The organism is Mesorhizobium sp. M0923, assembly GCF_040319365.1.
GTDB lineage: Bacteria > Pseudomonadota > Alphaproteobacteria > Rhizobiales > Rhizobiaceae > Mesorhizobium.
Map to the genome: position 1 here is coordinate 160,827 of NZ_JAMYNW010000013.1, position 16,674 is coordinate 177,500.

The 16,674-nt window shown below is 63.7% G+C and carries 12 protein-coding genes (1 of these 12 cut by a window edge); 10 read left to right on the top strand and 2 right to left on the bottom strand.

Annotated features, from left to right (window positions below; all coding sequences use genetic code 11):
• Positions 1-157: 157 nt before the first annotated feature.
• The 9 genes from NKH89_RS22315 (at position 158) to NKH89_RS22355 (ending at position 12,792) form a co-directional block, all read left to right on the top strand.
• A complete protein-coding gene (locus NKH89_RS22315; protein ID WP_023722293.1) occupies positions 158-724 on the top strand; it encodes a putative glycolipid-binding domain-containing protein in 567 nt (188 codons plus the stop codon).
• Positions 725-919: 195 nt separating this feature from the next.
• Positions 920-2,173 (top strand): aspartate kinase, encoded by a 1,254-nt coding sequence (locus tag NKH89_RS22320; protein ID WP_352496390.1) that lies wholly within the window; start codon positions 920-922, stop codon positions 2,171-2,173.
• A 130-nt stretch (positions 2,174-2,303) separates the two neighbouring features.
• On the top strand, positions 2,304-4,574 hold the full coding sequence (ptsP, locus tag NKH89_RS22325; RefSeq protein ID WP_352483551.1) for a phosphoenolpyruvate--protein phosphotransferase: 2,271 nt from the start codon (positions 2,304-2,306) through the stop codon (positions 4,572-4,574).
• Positions 4,575-4,582: 8 nt separating this feature from the next.
• Positions 4,583-5,662, top strand: coding sequence for a peptide chain release factor 1 (gene prfA, locus NKH89_RS22330; protein ID WP_352483552.1), 1,080 nt, complete (start codon positions 4,583-4,585; stop codon positions 5,660-5,662).
• Positions 5,655-6,533 (top strand): peptide chain release factor N(5)-glutamine methyltransferase, encoded by an 879-nt coding sequence (prmC, locus tag NKH89_RS22335; RefSeq protein ID WP_352818572.1) that lies wholly within the window; start codon positions 5,655-5,657, stop codon positions 6,531-6,533. The genes prfA and prmC overlap by 8 nt, the downstream gene beginning before the upstream one ends.
• Positions 6,534-6,864: 331 nt before the next feature.
• Positions 6,865-7,779, top strand: coding sequence for a DUF4167 domain-containing protein (locus NKH89_RS22340; RefSeq protein WP_352909960.1), 915 nt, complete (start codon positions 6,865-6,867; stop codon positions 7,777-7,779).
• Positions 7,780-8,017: 238 nt separating this feature from the next.
• Positions 8,018-10,624 (top strand): ATP-dependent chaperone ClpB, encoded by a 2,607-nt coding sequence (clpB, locus tag NKH89_RS22345; RefSeq protein ID WP_352593542.1) that lies wholly within the window; start codon positions 8,018-8,020, stop codon positions 10,622-10,624.
• Between the two features lie 100 nt (positions 10,625-10,724).
• On the top strand, positions 10,725-11,090 hold the full coding sequence (locus NKH89_RS22350) for an MmcQ/YjbR family DNA-binding protein (RefSeq protein ID WP_023722299.1): 366 nt from the start codon (positions 10,725-10,727) through the stop codon (positions 11,088-11,090).
• A 235-nt stretch (positions 11,091-11,325) separates the two neighbouring features.
• Positions 11,326-12,792, top strand: a complete 1,467-nt coding sequence (locus tag NKH89_RS22355; RefSeq protein WP_352909963.1) for a L,D-transpeptidase family protein — start codon at positions 11,326-11,328, stop codon at positions 12,790-12,792.
• A 20-nt stretch (positions 12,793-12,812) separates the two neighbouring features.
• Here NKH89_RS22355 and NKH89_RS22360 read toward each other — a convergent pair whose 3' ends face one another.
• Positions 12,813-13,445 (bottom strand): TMEM175 family protein, encoded by a 633-nt coding sequence (locus NKH89_RS22360; RefSeq protein ID WP_352909965.1) that lies wholly within the window; start codon positions 13,443-13,445, stop codon positions 12,813-12,815.
• A 170-nt stretch (positions 13,446-13,615) separates the two neighbouring features.
• Here NKH89_RS22360 and NKH89_RS22365 point away from each other — a divergent pair, with 170 nt between their 5' ends.
• Positions 13,616-15,175: an MFS transporter gene (locus NKH89_RS22365; RefSeq protein WP_352909968.1), complete on the top strand. Its 1,560-nt coding sequence runs from the start codon at positions 13,616-13,618 to the stop codon at positions 15,173-15,175.
• A 16-nt stretch (positions 15,176-15,191) separates the two neighbouring features.
• Here NKH89_RS22365 and NKH89_RS22370 read toward each other — a convergent pair whose 3' ends face one another.
• Positions 15,192-16,674, bottom strand: partial view of a M23 family metallopeptidase gene (locus tag NKH89_RS22370; protein WP_023722302.1) — the 3' portion only. Its footprint extends 476 nt past the window's final position; 1,483 of the gene's 1,959 nt are visible here — the last part of the coding sequence; the start codon falls outside the window, past its right edge; it ends in the stop codon at positions 15,192-15,194.

Here is a 16,674-nt window from a genome sequence, read left to right on the forward strand (position 1 = left end):
ATTCACCGCCGGCAGCGCGATGCGCGTGATGCCTGACAGCACCGCCTTTTGCCGGAGGCAATTGTGTCAGCACATGTCAGTTGATGGTGTCCCGGAAGGAAACACCAATGCCCTGGCGGACGAAGCAGAGACATGGTGATCGAAGGAGTGCACAACGATGCGAACGGTTGCTTCCATTCTTTGGCGCCGGCTTGACCAGGAAGGCCACGACGCTTGCCTGCTGTCGGAAGCGAGTTCCGGGTGGAACCTCAGGGGACACGCGCTTTTCGTCCAGGACGGCAAGCCGTGCAGCATCGCCTACGAGGTGGACTGCGATACCGGCTGGCATACGCGCTCGGCGCGTGCCGACGGCTTCCTCGGCACGCAAGAGCTGCATTATGGCATCGACCGGCTTACCGAGCGCCAATGGACGCTGAACGGCGAGCATCAAGCGGAAGCCGACGGTCTCATCGATGTCGATCTCGGCTTCACGCCTGCCACAAACCTTTTGGCGCTCCGCCGTTTTGCCCTCGATGTCGGCACGGCGACGCCCGCCCCGGCGGCCTATCTGACATTTCCCGACCTGAGGCTGACGCACCTGGAACAGACCTATCAGCGCGTCGATGCAGCACACTACGCCTATGCCGCGCCGCTGTTCGGCTACAACGAGATGCTGGAGGTCTCGCCGCTCGGTTTCGTCCTCGATTATCCGCGCCTGTGGAGAGCCACGGCACTGCAGGGCTGAAGCGAGCGGCATTTGCCAACAAGCAGTGCAGGCGTGACACTGCGCTCGTGTGTCGCCTGGCCGGCAGCGGCGGCATGCCTTGCGAAACCGCGATCATTTGGCTAAGGAGGCCGCGCATTGAGCGTCCGGCCCGGTCGGACGCATTTCCGCTTTTCGGCCCTCGGTCCGGCATTCAGTCAAAGGCATTTCGCTTCCATGGCGCGCATCGTGATGAAATTCGGCGGAACGTCCGTCGCCGACATCGCCCGCATCCGCAATGTGGCGCGTCACGTCAAACGCGAGGTCGATGCCGGCCATGAGGTCGCCGTCGTGGTCTCGGCGATGGCCGGCAAGACCAACGAGCTCGTGCATTGGACGCGCGAGGCCTCGCCGATGCACGATGCGCGCGAATATGACGCCGTCGTCGCGGCCGGCGAGCAGGTCACCGCCGGCTTGCTGGCGATCGCGCTGCAGAATATCGGCGTGCATGCCCGCTCCTGGCAAGGCTGGCAGATCCCGATCAAGACCGACAACGCGCATGGCGCGGCGCGCATTCTCGATATTGACGGCGCGTTCCTGATCAAGCGCTTCGGCGAAGGCCAGGTGGCGGTGGTGGCCGGTTTCCAGGGCATCGGGCCGGACAACCGGATCGCAACGCTCGGCCGCGGCGGTTCCGATACCAGCGCTGTCGCCATCGCGGCGGCGGTCAAGGCCGACCGCTGCGACATCTACACCGATGTCGACGGGGTCTACACGACCGATCCGCGCATCGAGCCGAAGGCGCGGCGGCTGGCCAAGATTTCCTTCGAGGAAATGCTCGAAATGGCCTCGCTGGGCGCCAAGGTCCTGCAGGTGCGCTCGGTCGAGCTTGCCATGGTGCACAGGGTGCGTACCTTTGTGCGGTCGTCCTTCGACGATCCCGATGCACCCGGAATGGGGGATTTGCTCAATCCGCCGGGAACGCTTATTTGCGACGAGGAAGAGATCGTGGAACAGCAGGTCGTCACCGGAATTGCCTATGCCAAGGACGAGGCGCAGATATCGCTGCGCCGCGTCGGCGACCGGCCGGGCGTCGCCGCCGGCATTTTCGGGCCGCTCGCCGAGGCCAACATCAACGTCGACATGATCGTCCAGAACATTTCCGAGGACGGCAAGTTCACCGATATGACCTTCACCGTGCCATCCGGCGACGTCGACAAGGCGCTTGCCGTGCTCGAACGGCTGAAGGCGACGATCGGCTACGATGTGGTGCAGTCGGAAGCCGGCATGTCAAAAGTCTCGGTCATCGGCATCGGCATGCGCAGCCATGCCGGCGTCGCCGCCACCGCCTTCAAGGCGCTGGCCGACAGGTCGATCAACATCCGCGCCATTACAACGTCCGAAATCAAGATTTCGATCCTGATCGACGGTCCCTATACGGAACTAGCAGTTCGCACTTTGCATTCCGTCTACGGTCTGGATAAGCAGTAGCAGATCGAAAGTCTTGGAGCGGCCTTTATGCGTCCGATTGGACGCACGGCGCTCTAATTGAGTTGTTGCGTTTGTGCCGCTGTGCAGGGCAACCTGCACCGGCTGAAATGCTATTGGAGAAGAAGCCGCGATGCGTGATTCGGCCAGTGGCCCGCGCGTTTTGCTGAAACGGCTCCGCGAGCTCATGCAAGAGCCGCTGGAGCCGCAGGAGCGGCTTGACCGGATCGTGCGCGACATCGCCTCCAACATGGTTGCCGAGGTCTGCTCGCTCTATGTGCTGCGCGCCGATTCGGTGCTCGAGCTCTACGCCACCGAAGGCCTGAACCCGAACGCCGTCCACCTGGCGCAGCTCAGGCTGGGTCAAGGCCTGGTCGGCACGATCGCGGCCTCGGCGCGGCCGCTCAACCTTTCCAATGCACAGGAGCATCCTGCCTTCGCCTACCTGCCGGAGACCGGGGAAGAAATCTACAATTCCTTCCTCGGCGTGCCGGTGCTGCGGGCAGGGCGGACGCTCGGCGTCCTGGTCGTGCAGAACAAGACCATGCGCCATTATCGAGACGACGAGGTCGAGGCGCTGGAAACGACGGCGATGGTGATCGCCGAGATGATCGCGACCGGCGATCTGGAGCGGCTGACGCGCCCCGGCCTCGAGCTCGATCTGCGTCGCCCGGTAAGCTTTACCGGCCTGTCCTTCAATGAAGGCGTCGGGCTTGGCCATGTGGTGCTGCACGAGCCGCGCATTGTCGTCACCAACCTGTTCAACGAGGACAGCGAGGAGGAGGTCAGGCGGCTCGACGCGTCCCTCGGCTCGCTCAGGCTCTCCATCGACGACATGCTGGAGCGCCGCGACGTCGCCTTCGAGGGCGAGCATCGCCAGGTGCTCGAAGCCTATCGCATGTTCGCCAACGATCGCGGCTGGGTACGCCGGCTGGAGGAGGCGATCCGCAACGGCCTGACGGCCGAAGCGGCGGTCGAAAAGGTGCAGAGCGACATGCGTGCCCGCATGCTGCACATGACCGATCCGTATCTGCGCGAACGGATGAGCGATTTCGACGATCTCGCCAACCGGTTGCTGCGGCAGCTTATGGGGCGCGGACCGGAGGACGTCGCGGCCTCGCTGCCCAAGGACGCCATTATCGTCGCCCGCTCGATGGGTGCTGCCGAGCTGCTTGACTATCCCAGAGACAAGCTGCGCGGACTGGTGCTGGAGGACGGCGCGGCGACCAGCCATGTCGTCATCGTGGCCCGTGCGATGGGCATACCGGTCGCCGGCCAGATGAAGGGCGCCGTTTCCATGGCGGAAAACGGCGATGCCATCATCGTCGACGGCGAGGAAGGCGCGATCCATCTGCGCCCGCAGCCCGACCTCGAGGCGGCCTATGCCGAGAAAGTGCGCTTCAGGGCGCGGCGGCAGGAGGTCTACCGCGAGCTGCGCAAGAAGCCGTCGGTGACCAAGGACGGTGTCCAGGTCGATCTTCTGATGAATGCCGGGCTGGCGGTCGACCTGCCGCAACTGGCCGAAGCTGGCGCGGCCGGCATCGGCCTGTTCCGCACCGAGCTGCAATTCATGGTCGCCTCGACTTTTCCGCGCGCCGAAGCGCAGGAGCGGCTCTATCGCGACGTGCTCGAGGCGGCGCGCGGCAAGCCGGTGACGTTCCGCACCATCGATATCGGCGGCGACAAGGTGCTGCCCTATTTCAAGGGGTCGATCCAGGAGGAGAACCCGGCGCTCGGCTGGCGCGCCATCCGCCTGACGCTCGACCGGCCCGGCCTGCTGCGCACCCAGATCCGCGCACTGCTCAAGGCGTGCGGCGGGCGCGAACTGAAGCTGATGCTGCCAATGGTGACGGAACTCGGCGAGATCGTGCAGGCGCGCGAGATCATCGATCGCGAGGTGCGGCATTTGTCGCGCTTTGCCCATCATTTGCCGACCAGCCTCAAGGTGGGCGCGATGCTGGAGGTGCCGTCGCTGCTGTTCCAGCTCGACGAGTTGATGAAGGCGGTCGATTTCGTCTCGGTCGGCTCGAACGATCTGTTCCAGTTCGTCATGGCGGTGGATCGCGGCAACACCCAATTGTCCGACCGCTTCGACCCGCTCTCGACGCCGTTCCTGCGTGTTTTGAAGAAAATTGCCGACGCCGGAGCGCGCAACCATACGCCGGTGACCCTGTGCGGCGAACTTGCCGGCAAGCCGATTTCGGCGATGGCGCTGATCGGCCTTGGCTACCGCTCGATCTCGATGTCGCCGGCTTCGATCGGCCCGGTCAAGGCGATGCTGACGGAACTGCCGCTCAGCGAACTGGAAGCGTTCTTCGACGACAATCTGATGGCGCCGGCGCAAGGCCTGCCGATGCGGGCGCTGCTGCAAGCCTTTGCCGACGACCGCTCCATACCGTTGTAGACTTCGCCATGATCAACCTGCCCCGCGACCGTATGGACCAAGTCGTCAAGCGTTTCGACATGCTCGAAGCGCAGATGTCGGCCGGGCCGGCGGCGGACGCCTATGTCAGGATGGCCTCCGAATATGCCGACATCCAGGAGATGGTGGCAAAGATCAGGGCGCTACGCGCCGCCGAGCGCGAACAGGCCGATCTGGAGGCGATGCTCGCCGACAAGGGCACCGACGCCGAGATGCGGGCCTTGGCCGAGGCCGATCTGCCAGGGGTCAAGCATCGCATCGAGGCGCTGCAGCAGGACATCCAAATCCTGCTGTTGCCAAGGGATGCCGCCGACGAAAAGAACGCCATTCTCGAAATCCGCGCCGGCACCGGCGGTGACGAGGCGGCACTTTTCGCCGGCGACCTATTTCGCATGTACGAGCGCTATGCCGCGGCGCATGGCTGGCGTTTCGAGACGGTGTCGGCCAGCGAGGGCGAGGTCGGCGGCTACAAGGAAATCATAGCCACCGTTTCGGGCAAGGGCGTCTTTGCGCATCTGAAATTCGAATCCGGCGTGCACCGCGTGCAGCGCGTGCCGACGACGGAGGCGGGCGGGCGCATCCATACCTCGGCGGCGACGGTCGCGGTGTTGCCGGAAGCGGAAGAGGTCGATATCGACATCAGGGCCGAAGACATCCGCATCGACACGATGCGCGCCTCGGGTTCCGGCGGCCAGCACGTCAACACCACCGATTCGGCCGTGCGCATCACCCATCTGCCGACCGGCATCATGGTGGTGCAGGCGGAAAAGTCGCAGCACCAGAACCGGGCGAAGGCCATGCAGATCCTGCGCGCCAGGCTCTACGATCTCGAGCGCAGCAAGGCGGACGAGGAACGCTCCGAATCGCGCAAGTCGCAGGTCGGCTCGGGCGATCGCTCGGAACGCATCCGCACCTATAATTTTCCGCAAGGGCGCGTCACCGATCATCGCATCAACCTGACGCTCTACAAGCTCGACCGGGTGATGATGGGTGAGCTTAACGAGATCATCGACGCGCTGATCGCCGATCACCAGTCGAAGCTGCTCGCCGATATCGGCCTCGATGGCTGACGGCCTGCCCGGCACGCTCGCCTCACTGTTGCGGGAGGCGCGAAACCGGCTTACCGCGGCCGGGATCGCGGATCCGGCGCTCGATGCCAGGCTGATCGTCGAGCATTTTTCCGGCACGACCCGCACGCAGGCCATCGCCGATCCCGAGCAAACGGTCGATGCGGGCGTGAGAGCAGCGATCGATGCCGCACTGCGGCGGCGTATCGCCGGCGAGCCGGTGCACCGCATCCTCGGCTATCGCGAATTCTACGGCTTGCGCCTGTCGCTTTCGCCGCAAACGCTGGAGCCGCGGCCGGATACCGAAACGCTGGTCGAGGCTATACTGCCCTTCGTCAAGGCAATGGCGGCACGCGAAGGCGGCTGCCGCGTCCTCGATCTGGGGACCGGCACCGGTGCCATCGCGCTGGCGCTGCTCAGCGCTGTCCCGGCCGCGACCGCCACCGGCGTCGACATTTCGCGAGAGGCGCTGGTCACGGCCATGCGTAATGCCGGGGAATTGGGGCTCGCCGGTCGGTTCACGGCGCTCAAATCCGACTGGTTTGAAAAAGTTTCTGGCCGGTACCATGTAATTGTCGCAAACCCTCCCTATATACCCTCAGACGACATTGGAAATCTGCAGGACGAGGTCCGCGGTTTCGATCCACGCCAGGCCCTGGATGGCGGCGTGGACGGTCTGAGCCCCTACAGGAAGATCGCCGCAGGAGCGGCAGCCTATTTGGAACTCCAAGGCAGGATTGCGGTCGAGATCGGCCATACGCAGCACCAACAGGTTACGGGGATATTCTCCGCGGCCGGGTACTGTCCGGTCGGGGTGTTTCGTGATCTCGGCGGAAACGACAGAGTTCTTGTGTTCGAACAGTGGAAGCCGTGATGCAGTGCGAAAAAAGCGCTTGGCAATACCGGGGAATGCGGCTAGGGTCGCCTTAACCGGATGAGACGAAGCAGGCAGTGCTCTTAGCGATTCGGTTTTCCTTGGAAATAGCTGCCTTCTTGCGCAAACGACGCCCAAGCTTCGTGCGGGAATCGTCCGGCAAGTGAAGTAACCGGAACAGGATGGCACGTGGCGCCAACGCAATTGATGCGGGCGAACGCCGGTGAAGAAACGAAACGGCTGGCCGCATGAGCGCCTCCGTTCGTGAAGAGTTTTTCGAAAATTTCAAAGTGAAGAGAGTCTAATGAGGCCACAACAGCAAAACAGGCGCATGCGCGGTCGCAACAACAATGGCGGCGGCGGCGGCAACAACAATAACAACAACAACCGTAAGGGGCCGAATCCCCTGACGCGCAACTATGAGAGCAACGGTCCGGACGTGAAGATCCGCGGATCGGCTCAGCAGATTGCCGAGAAGTACGCAACCCTTGCCCGTGACGCGCAAAGCTCCGGCGACCGGGTGATGGCGGAAAACTATCTCCAGCATGCAGAGCACTATAACCGCATCATCGCAGCCGCTCAGGCACAGATGCCGATCCAGAACGCGCAGCAGAATCGAGATGATTTCGACGATGACGGCGACGAGGATCGCGATGAGTTCGACAATGCCGGCAACAACAATGCCAACGAGGCCTCGGCTTCGGCCAATCACGGTGCCGGCCCGCAGCCGGTCATCGATGGCACGCCGGCCGAGCTGGCTCTGAACCAGGAAAACAGCCGCGACAATCGGGGCGGCCGCGACAACAATGGCGGACGCCACCGCGACCGTCGCCCCAATGGCGGTTACGGCCAGAACGGCCAGCGCGGCGAATATGGCGCGCGCGGCGAGCAGCAGGGTGGTCAGCGCGTCGAACAGCCACGGCGCGACGAGACGCCGGCGCAGGCGGAGCCCGTGCCGGCCGCTGAGCCGGTCTTTGTGAGCGAGCCCGCACCGCAATTCGAAAACCTTTCGCCGGCGGGTCTCGCCGCCCAGGCCGAGCTCAACGAAGCCGCGGCCGAAAACAGCCCGGCCCGCCGCCCCAGGCGTCCGCGTCGTCCGCGCCTCGATGCCGAACAGGCAAATGGCGGCAACGACAATGCCGGCCCTGACAGTTCCGGCCCTGACAGTGCCGAAACTGGCAATGTCGATGCGGCGCCGGCTGAAGACGCCGGCGGTCAACCTACTATTGCCGACGTCGAGAATTGATCGAAGAAACGTTCAGGCGATCTTAGCGCATCCTTTACCCTGGACGGCGGAGAGAAATCTCCGCCGTTTTTGTTTTGCGCGCTCGGAATATTATGCGTTCGCCAGTGTCGAGGCGTCTTGAGGGTCCGTGGTTTGCGTCCCATATCTTGCGTGAACAGGATCCGGCTCGAACGGGCGGGTCCGTCACCGCAATCCGATCCGGTGCCGCGAAGCGGGCCGGTGACGGAAGGAGACAGGCATGAATCTTGAAAAATATTCCGAGCGCGTGCGTGGCTTTATCCAGTCCGCGCAAACCATGGCGCTTTCCCGCAGCCACCAGCAATTCACCCCCGAGCATATTCTTAAGGTCCTTGTCGACGACGACGAGGGCCTGGCTGCGTCGCTGATCGAGCGCGCCGGCGGCAATGTCCGTGACGTCAAGCTCGGCGTCGAAACGGCACTGGAGGCAATGCCCAAGGTCGAGGGCGGCAATGGCCAGCTCTATTTGGCGCAGCCGCTGGCAAAGGTGTTCTCGACCGCCGAGGAACTGGCCAAGAAGGCCGGTGACAGCTTCGTTACCGTCGAACGGCTTTTGCAGGCGCTTGCCATGGAAAAGTCGGCCAAGACCGCCGACATCCTGTCCAAGGCGGGTGTCACGCCGCAGGCGCTGAACCAGGTCATCAACGACGTACGCAAAGGTCGCACCGCCGATTCGGCGAGCGCCGAGCAGGGCTACGACGCGCTGAAGAAATACGCGCGCGACCTGACGGCGGACGCCCGCGCGGGCAAGCTCGATCCGGTCATCGGCCGTGATGACGAAATTCGCCGCACCATCCAGGTGCTGTCGCGCCGCACCAAGAACAACCCGGTGCTGATCGGCGAACCCGGCGTCGGCAAGACGGCGATCGCCGAAGGGCTGGCGCTGCGCATCGTCAATGGCGATGTGCCGGAATCGCTCAAGGACAAGCAGCTGATGGCGCTCGACATGGGGTCGCTGATCGCCGGCGCCAAATACCGCGGCGAGTTCGAGGAGCGGCTGAAGGCGGTGCTTTCCGAAGTCACGTCTGCGGCCGGCGGCATCATCCTGTTCATCGACGAGATGCACACCCTGGTCGGCGCCGGCAAGGCGGATGGCGCCATGGATGCGTCGAACCTGCTGAAGCCGGCGCTGGCCCGCGGCGAACTGCACTGCGTCGGCGCCACCACGCTCGACGAATACCGCAAGCATGTCGAGAAGGATGCGGCCCTTGCCCGCCGCTTCCAGCCGGTCTTCGTCAATGAGCCGACGGTCGAAGACACCGTCTCGATCCTGCGCGGCCTGAAAGAGAAATACGAGCAGCACCACAAGGTGCGCATCTCGGATTCGGCGCTGGTCGCGGCCGCTACGCTGTCAAACCGCTACATCGCCGACCGCTTCTTGCCGGACAAGGCGATCGATCTCGTCGACGAGGCCGCCTCGCGGCTCAGGATGCAGGTCGATTCGAAGCCCGAGGCGCTGGACGAGATCGATCGCCGCATCATGCAGCTCAAGATCGAGCGCGAGGCGCTCAAGGTCGAGAAGGACGATGCCTCGAAGGACCGGCTCGCCCGGCTCGAGAAGGAACTCTCGAACCTCGAGGAGGAATCGACCGAGCTGACCTCGAAGTGGCAGGCCGAGAAGCAGAAGCTCGGGCTTGCCGCCGACCTCAAGAAGCAGCTCGACGAGGCGCGCAACGAACTTGCCATTGCCCAGCGCAAGGGCGAATTCCAGCGCGCCGGCGAACTTGCCTATGGCAAGATCCCGGAACTCGAAAAGCAGCTGAAGCAGGCCGAAGCCAGGGATGGCAAGGTCGGCATGGTCGAGGAAGTGGTCGGCCCCGATCACGTCGCTCATATCGTGTCGCGCTGGACGGGGATCCCGGTCGACAAGATGCTGGAAGGCGAACGCGACAAGCTGTTGCGCATGGAAGACGAGGTCGGCAAGCGCGTCGTCGGCCAAGGTGAGGCGGTGCAGGCGGTGTCGAAAGCGGTGCGCCGTGCGCGCGCCGGCCTGCAGGACCCGAACCGGCCGCTCGGCTCGTTCATGTTCCTCGGACCGACGGGCGTCGGCAAGACCGAATTGACCAAGGCACTGGCCAGCTTCCTGTTCGACGACGAGAGCGCCATGGTGCGCATCGACATGTCGGAGTTCATGGAGAAGCACTCGGTCGCCCGGCTGATCGGCGCGCCCCCAGGCTATGTCGGCTATGAGGAAGGCGGCGCGCTGACCGAAGCGATCCGGCGGCGGCCCTATCAGGTCGTGCTGTTCGACGAGATCGAGAAGGCGCATCCGGACGTGTTCAACGTGCTGCTGCAGGTGCTCGACGACGGCCGGCTGACCGACGGGCAGGGCCGTACGGTCGACTTCCGCAACACGCTGATCATCATGACGTCCAACCTCGGCGCCGAATATCTGGTCAATCTCGGCGAGGACCAGGATGTCGACGTGGTGCGCGACGAGGTGATGAATGTGGTCAGGGCTTCGTTCCGGCCGGAATTCCTCAACCGCATCGACGAGGTGATCCTGTTCCACCGGTTGCGCCGGCAGGATATGGGCCGCATCGTCGAAATCCAGCTCAAGCGGCTGGAAAACCTGCTTGTCGACCGCAAGATCGCGCTTTCGCTCGATCAGGAGGCGATCGACTGGCTGGCGGCCAAGGGCTATGATCCGGCCTACGGCGCGCGGCCGCTGAAGCGGGTGATGCAGAAGGAATTGCAGGATCCGCTGGCGGAAAAGATCCTGCTCGGCGAGATCCTCGACGGCTCGACCGTCAAGGTCACCGCCGGGTCCGACCGGCTGAACTTCCGCTCGAAGCCGGCGGTCGTGGCAACCGAGGCGGCCGCCTGACTTCAAGCCAAAGCCTGTTCCATCCCGATGGAATCGGGATGGGCTCCTCTCTTCTTTTTTGACCATGATCTCATGGTCTACCATCATTGGCGGGGCGCAGATGACGCTGGACGATTATAACAGCTTCTGCGCCTCGCTGCCTTCGACGACCCATGTCGTGCAGTGGGGCGGCGCCCATGTCTGGAAAGTCGGCGGCAAGGTGTTTGCAATCGGCGGCTGGAGTGAAGGCAAAGAGCCGTTCGTCACCTTCAAATGCTCCGATATCGCCTATGACGTGCTGAGGGAACAGCCGGGCCTTCGGCCGGCGCCCTATCTCGCCTCGCGCGGCATGAAATGGATCCAGCGCCAGACAGGCGAAAGCATGGATGACGAGGCGCTGAAGGATTATCTGCGCGAAAGCCACCGTCTCGTCGCGCTGAAGCTGACGAAGCAGGCGCGCAAGGAATTGGGACTCATTGCCGGTTGATCTGCCAGAAATCCGCCATCTTCATGCCCGGTTCATATTGGAACCTTATCGTACGCAAGTGATTTGCTGGCGAAGGGGTTCGCGACCACATCGGCCCGAAATCGAGTTTTGATTTTCGCAAAGCACGATGCGGAGATTTAAAGCGTTAGAGTGTCCTTAAGCCCAAAAGGACGCGCGGCGCTCTTGAGAGACAATGCCGGCGGCGGCAATTACGGACCGGAGAATTTTGGCCACCATGTTGCGCACCATCTTTACCCTTTCAGCGCTTGCTGCCGGGCTGCTGGCTTCGAATACGATGGCATCGCCGATAGTGGATACTGCGCCACGGGTGGGTCGTGCTGCCGATGACGGCGGCATTCTTGTCGCCCAGAACGGCAATCTCGACATCTATTACGACGCCAGGGGAAACCGCGTCATCGTCGATGCGGAGACCGGCAAGGTTATCGCCATCCAGCCGCCGCAGACCAGGCTCGATCGCCGTGCCTTGCGCCGCGAGCGCCTGCGCAATCTCGGACCGGTCGAAGACGACCGCTATTATCTTGACGATCCGGAGGACACGGCGCGGTTCCGTCGCAGGCGGTTGGAAGACGAAGGCAGGGTCATCGTGCCGCCGGCTGACGAGTACGACCCCTATGGCGACAATTCGGCAGAAGTCTTCCCCGAAGCGCCGCGGGATGACGGCGGCTATGGCAACAATTTTCCGGAGGAAGCGCAGCCGGTGAAGCCGCGCACCATTGAGCGCCAGCCGCTCAATGAGGCTTCGATCGAGCCGGTCGAACCGACAGTGCCGGGCGAGCAGGCGGCCTTGCCGCCAAGCACTGGCGGCAAAACGGCGGTCGACCCGTCGTTATCGCTCGGCGCCCGCCAGGACGTGGCGGCGCTGCAGGTGCTGCTCGACCGTGCCGGTTCTTCGCCCGGCGTCATCGACGGACGCTTCGGCTCGAATGTCGACAAGGCGCTTGCCGCCTATAATGAGATCACCGGCAGCAATCTGAAATCGACCGATGCGATCGGCATCCAGGCCGCCCTGGCGCAATCCGGTGGCGATGCCTTCGCCTCCTATACGATCACGCCCGAGGATGCGGCCGGCCCCTATGCCGCCTCGATACCGGAGGACTACAGCCAAAAGGCCCAGCTCGACCGCATGGGCTACACGTCGGTGCCCGAGGCGCTGGCCGAGCGCTTCCACATGGACGAGGCCTATCTGAAATCGCTCAATCCGGACGCCAATTTCAGCCGCCCCGGCACCATCATCAAGGTCGCCAATTTCGGCAGGCTGGTGGCGACGCCGGTGGCGCGCATCATCGCCGACAAGGCCAACAAGCAGGTCCGCGCCTATGATGCGGCGGGCAAGCTGGTCGCGGCCTATCCGGCGACCATCGGCTCGTCGGACACGCCGTCGCCGTCCGGCACCCATGCGGTGTCGCGTGTCGCGTTGGATCCGAATTACACCTACAACCCGAACATCAATTTCAAGCAGGGCGAAAACGACAGGATCCTGACCATCCCGCCGGGGCCGAACGGTCCGGTCGGCTCGGTCTGGATTGCGCTGGACAAGCCGACCTATGGCATTCACGGCACCCCGGATCCGTCCAAGATCGGCAAGACCGAAAGCCATGGCTGCGTGCGGCTGACCAATTGGGACGCGCGCGAGCTGGCCAAGATCGTGTCGCCCGGCGTGACGGTGCAGTTCGTCGACTGAGTTGAGCGTTTTCGCTCCACTCACCCGATGATCTTGCGCAGCAATGGCGCGCGTAGCGCCGCCGCATAGATCAGCTGCACCACCAGGATGAAGCCGACGCTGAGCAGCGGGCTGACCAGGCAGAGTGCAGCGCCGATCGCCCACAGGATCTGTGCCTTGACGATGCGCAGATAGACCGTTCGGGTGGTCTCCGCGTCGACGCCTTCGGCAAGGAAGCCGTTTTTGTCCGCATAGCGCCAACTAGCGAGCAGCGTCAGGCCCAGCATCAAAAGATTGAGCCAGTAAACGAGCACGGCGGTTCTGAATTCGAGGAAGTCGGCCAAAAGATCGGTCGAGAATGGCAGCAAGGCGACGAACCCCAGGAAACAAAGGTTCAGCGTGGCAAGCCGCCTGTCGGACTTCGCGACCAGCCCGTGCTGCGCCTGCTGGCCGAACCAGAAGATGGTCAGCGTCAGGAAGCTGAGCGCATAGGTCAGAAAACGCGGCGCCAGTGCTGTGATCGCGGCGATCAACTCGCTTTCGGAATGCACCGTTTTATGTGCCGGCACCCTGATCTCGAGGACGATCAAGGTGAGCGCGATGGCGAACACGCCGTCGGTGATGCCGACGACGCGCCCGCGCCCTTCCGCCGACGGTTCGAGCGGTCGTTTCATGCGGGTATTTTCCCCCTTGCCAGTCGCGCTGCAAGAAGCATAGCACGGCATCTGCCGTTTGCATCCGGACTGGTGTGGTCCTGCCTGCATGGCCAGGTTCGGGCTGGTTTCAACGAGAACAGCCTGCTGGCCGGTTGTCGGCGGCGTGCCGGCGGTCTAGGTAAGGCGGCATGCACACGCCAACCAAAGTCGGTATCGGCGCCGTTCCCCTGACCGGCTCACTTCCGGCCGATACGTTCTGCCCGCAGGCGCAGCGGCGGTTCGTGCTGATCGCCGCGATCCTGGCTTCCGCGCTGGGCTTTATCGACGGATCGGTCCTGGCCATTGCGACGCCGGCGATCCGCGTCGATCTCGGCGCCAGCCTCGCCGAGGCGCAATGGATTTCCAATGCCTATGCATTGACGCTTTCAGCCCTCATTCTCGTCGGCGGCGCCGCTGGCGATCGCTTCGGCCTGCGCCATTCCTTCGTCGCCGGCATCGTCCTGTTCGTCGCCGCCTCGCTTGCCTGCGCGTTGGCGCCTAACCCGGCGGTGCTTATTGCGTTTCGGGCTATCCAGGGTGTTGGAGCGGCCGTCATGGTGCCGGGCAGCCTGGCCATTATCGCCAAAGCCTATCCGAAAAAGGAACGCGGCCGGGCGATCGGCATCTGGGCGGCGGCATCAGCGCTGACGATGGCGCTCGGTCCGGTGCTGGGCGGCTTCGTGCTGTCGGCCTTCGGCGACGGCATCTGGCGGGCGATCTTCGCCATCAACCTGCCGCTCGGTCTTATCTCGATCTATCTTCTGCTGGCCAAGGTTCCCGCCGACGCGCCGGCGGAAAAGCGCAGCCTCGATCTCGGCGGCGCAGCACTCGCCATATTGGCGTTCGGAGCGCTCGCTTACGGCCTGACCTCGATGAGCGGTGACGGGGAGGGGCTGATGTCCGGCCCGAGTATTGCCGCCGGCGCAGTTTTGCTCGTCGTGTTCATAGTCTTCGAACGCCGGCGGCGCGAGCCGATGATCGACCTATCGCTGTTTCGGATTGGGGCGTTTGCGGGCGCCAATGTGGCGACCTTCTTCCTTTATTTCGCGCTGTCGGCCAATCTGTTCTATCTGCCGATGCTCATGATCGCCGGATGGGGGCTGAGCACGGCCGAGGTCGGCTTCATCTTCCTGCCGCTGTCGGCATTGATCGCGCTGCTGTCCGGGCCGGTCGGCCAGTGGTCCGACCGCATCGGGCCTCGCTTTCCGATCGCCAGCGGCAGTCTGGTGGTGGCTGTTGCCTTTGCCGGGCTTGCCTTGCTGGCCTATTGGGGCATCCACAATTTCTGGTTGGGGGTGTTCCCGCTGATGGCGCTGATGGGGTTCGGCATGGCGCTGGTGGTGTCGCCGCTCTCGACCGCCATCATGACGGCGGTCGAGGACAAGGATACGGGTGCGGCCTCGGGCATCAACAACGCCGTCTCGCGCATCGGCGGCCTGATTGCCGTGGCGGCGATGGGATCGCTGGCGGCCTGGGTCTACGCTGCCGTGCTCGGCACCGGTGCCGGCATTCCGGGTTTCGGCGAACCGGCGCCCGCCGGCCTGGCGCCCGGTCTCGATGCGGCACGGCTTGCCGCCAGCGACGCGGCATTCGCGGCCGTTGCCGCAGTGACCGCGCTGCTTTGCCTGCTTTCGGCAATCACCGCCTGGATGACGGTTTCCGGCGAGCGGCTGCCATGGGCGCGCGACACGGCGAATCAGCAGGGCTGACGACGAAAACGTCGGCTCAGCCTTCGATCTTGGCGCTCGCTACCTTCAGCTGATTGCTGTCTTCCTGCTTGAGCAGGTCGTCGATGCGTTCGCGCTCGCGCTTGAAGGCGACGAGGTCGTCGCCTTTCAGCGTTTTGCCGACCGGCAGGCGGACGCGCATCGAATCGACCTTGGTGCCGTTGACGATCAGTTCGTAATGAAGATGCGGACCGGTGGAGAGGCCGGTTGAGCCGAGATAGCCGATAACCTGACCTTGGCGAACGCGAACACCCGGCTCGATGCCCTTGGCAAAGGCGCTCTGGTGATTGTAGGACGTCTCGTAACCATTGGCGTGCCGCAGGATGATCTGCTTGCCATAGCCGCCAGCCCAGCCGGCCTTTTCGACGACGCCGTTGCCCGCGGCAATAATCGGCGAGCCCACCGGAGCTGCCCAGTCGGTGCCGGTATGCATTTTCACATACCCCAAAATGGGGTGGCGCCTGGCACCGAACCCCGACGTAAACCTGCCATTGGGCAAGGGATTGCGAAGCAGAAACTGCTGGGCGCTGCTGCCGTTTTCGTCGAAATAGTCGGTGCTGCCGTCCTGCATCTGGAAACGGTAGAAATTTCGCGTCGTGCCGCCGAAAGTCGCGGAGACGTAAAGCAGCTCGGATTCGTCGGACGCCTGGTCGTCGCCATCGGGCTGCGAGAACAGCACCTCGATGCGATCCGTGGGACTGAGGCGCGACTGGAAATCGACACCGGATGCCAGCAACTTGATCAGCCGCTGCGTCATCGCCTTGGACATGCCGTAGGAATAGGCGGTGCGATAGATGCCGTCATAGACGTTCGGTAGATTGCCGCGCACCACGGGCGCAGGCGAATCGTCGAACGCCGTCAGCAATTCGGGATTTGGCTCCGGCTCCTGCGCCGGCACGTATTGGTCGCGGTCGTCGAGCGCGATGGTGACGATGTGCTGGGTCCTGTCGTAAACGCTGGTGCGAACGATCTTGGCGGCGTCGCCATGCACCTCGAGCCCGACGCGCAAGACGGTTCCGGCTTTGAGGGCGGTGGCATTCAACAATTTGGCGATCGCCTCGGCCATGCCGGTGGCGTCCTCGCCGGTATAGCCCGAATCGGCGAAGGCCTCGCCAATGTCGAGATCCTTGGTGAAGGGGATGATTTCCTCGGCGAAGGCCGGCGCCTGGTCGTCGACGGCGGCGCGTGGTGACACCGAGACGTTTTCCGGGACGATCTTGACGTCATAGGAGCCGGCCATGCTCTCGGCGAAGCCGTCACCGAATCGCTGTGGGTCGACATAATGCAGGGACGCGACCTGGATGGCGCCGTCGCTCAGATCGGTGCCGGCCTCGCGTACCACCTTTTCCACCTCGTCGGCAGAAAGGTCGCTCTTTTCGTCGAAGGCCGCCGTCTCGATCGGGAAATCGACGGTCTTCAAGCTCATCTCGCTTTCGACCTTGGCGCCATAGATCTGGCTGGCGGTGGCGGCTGCCGGCTGG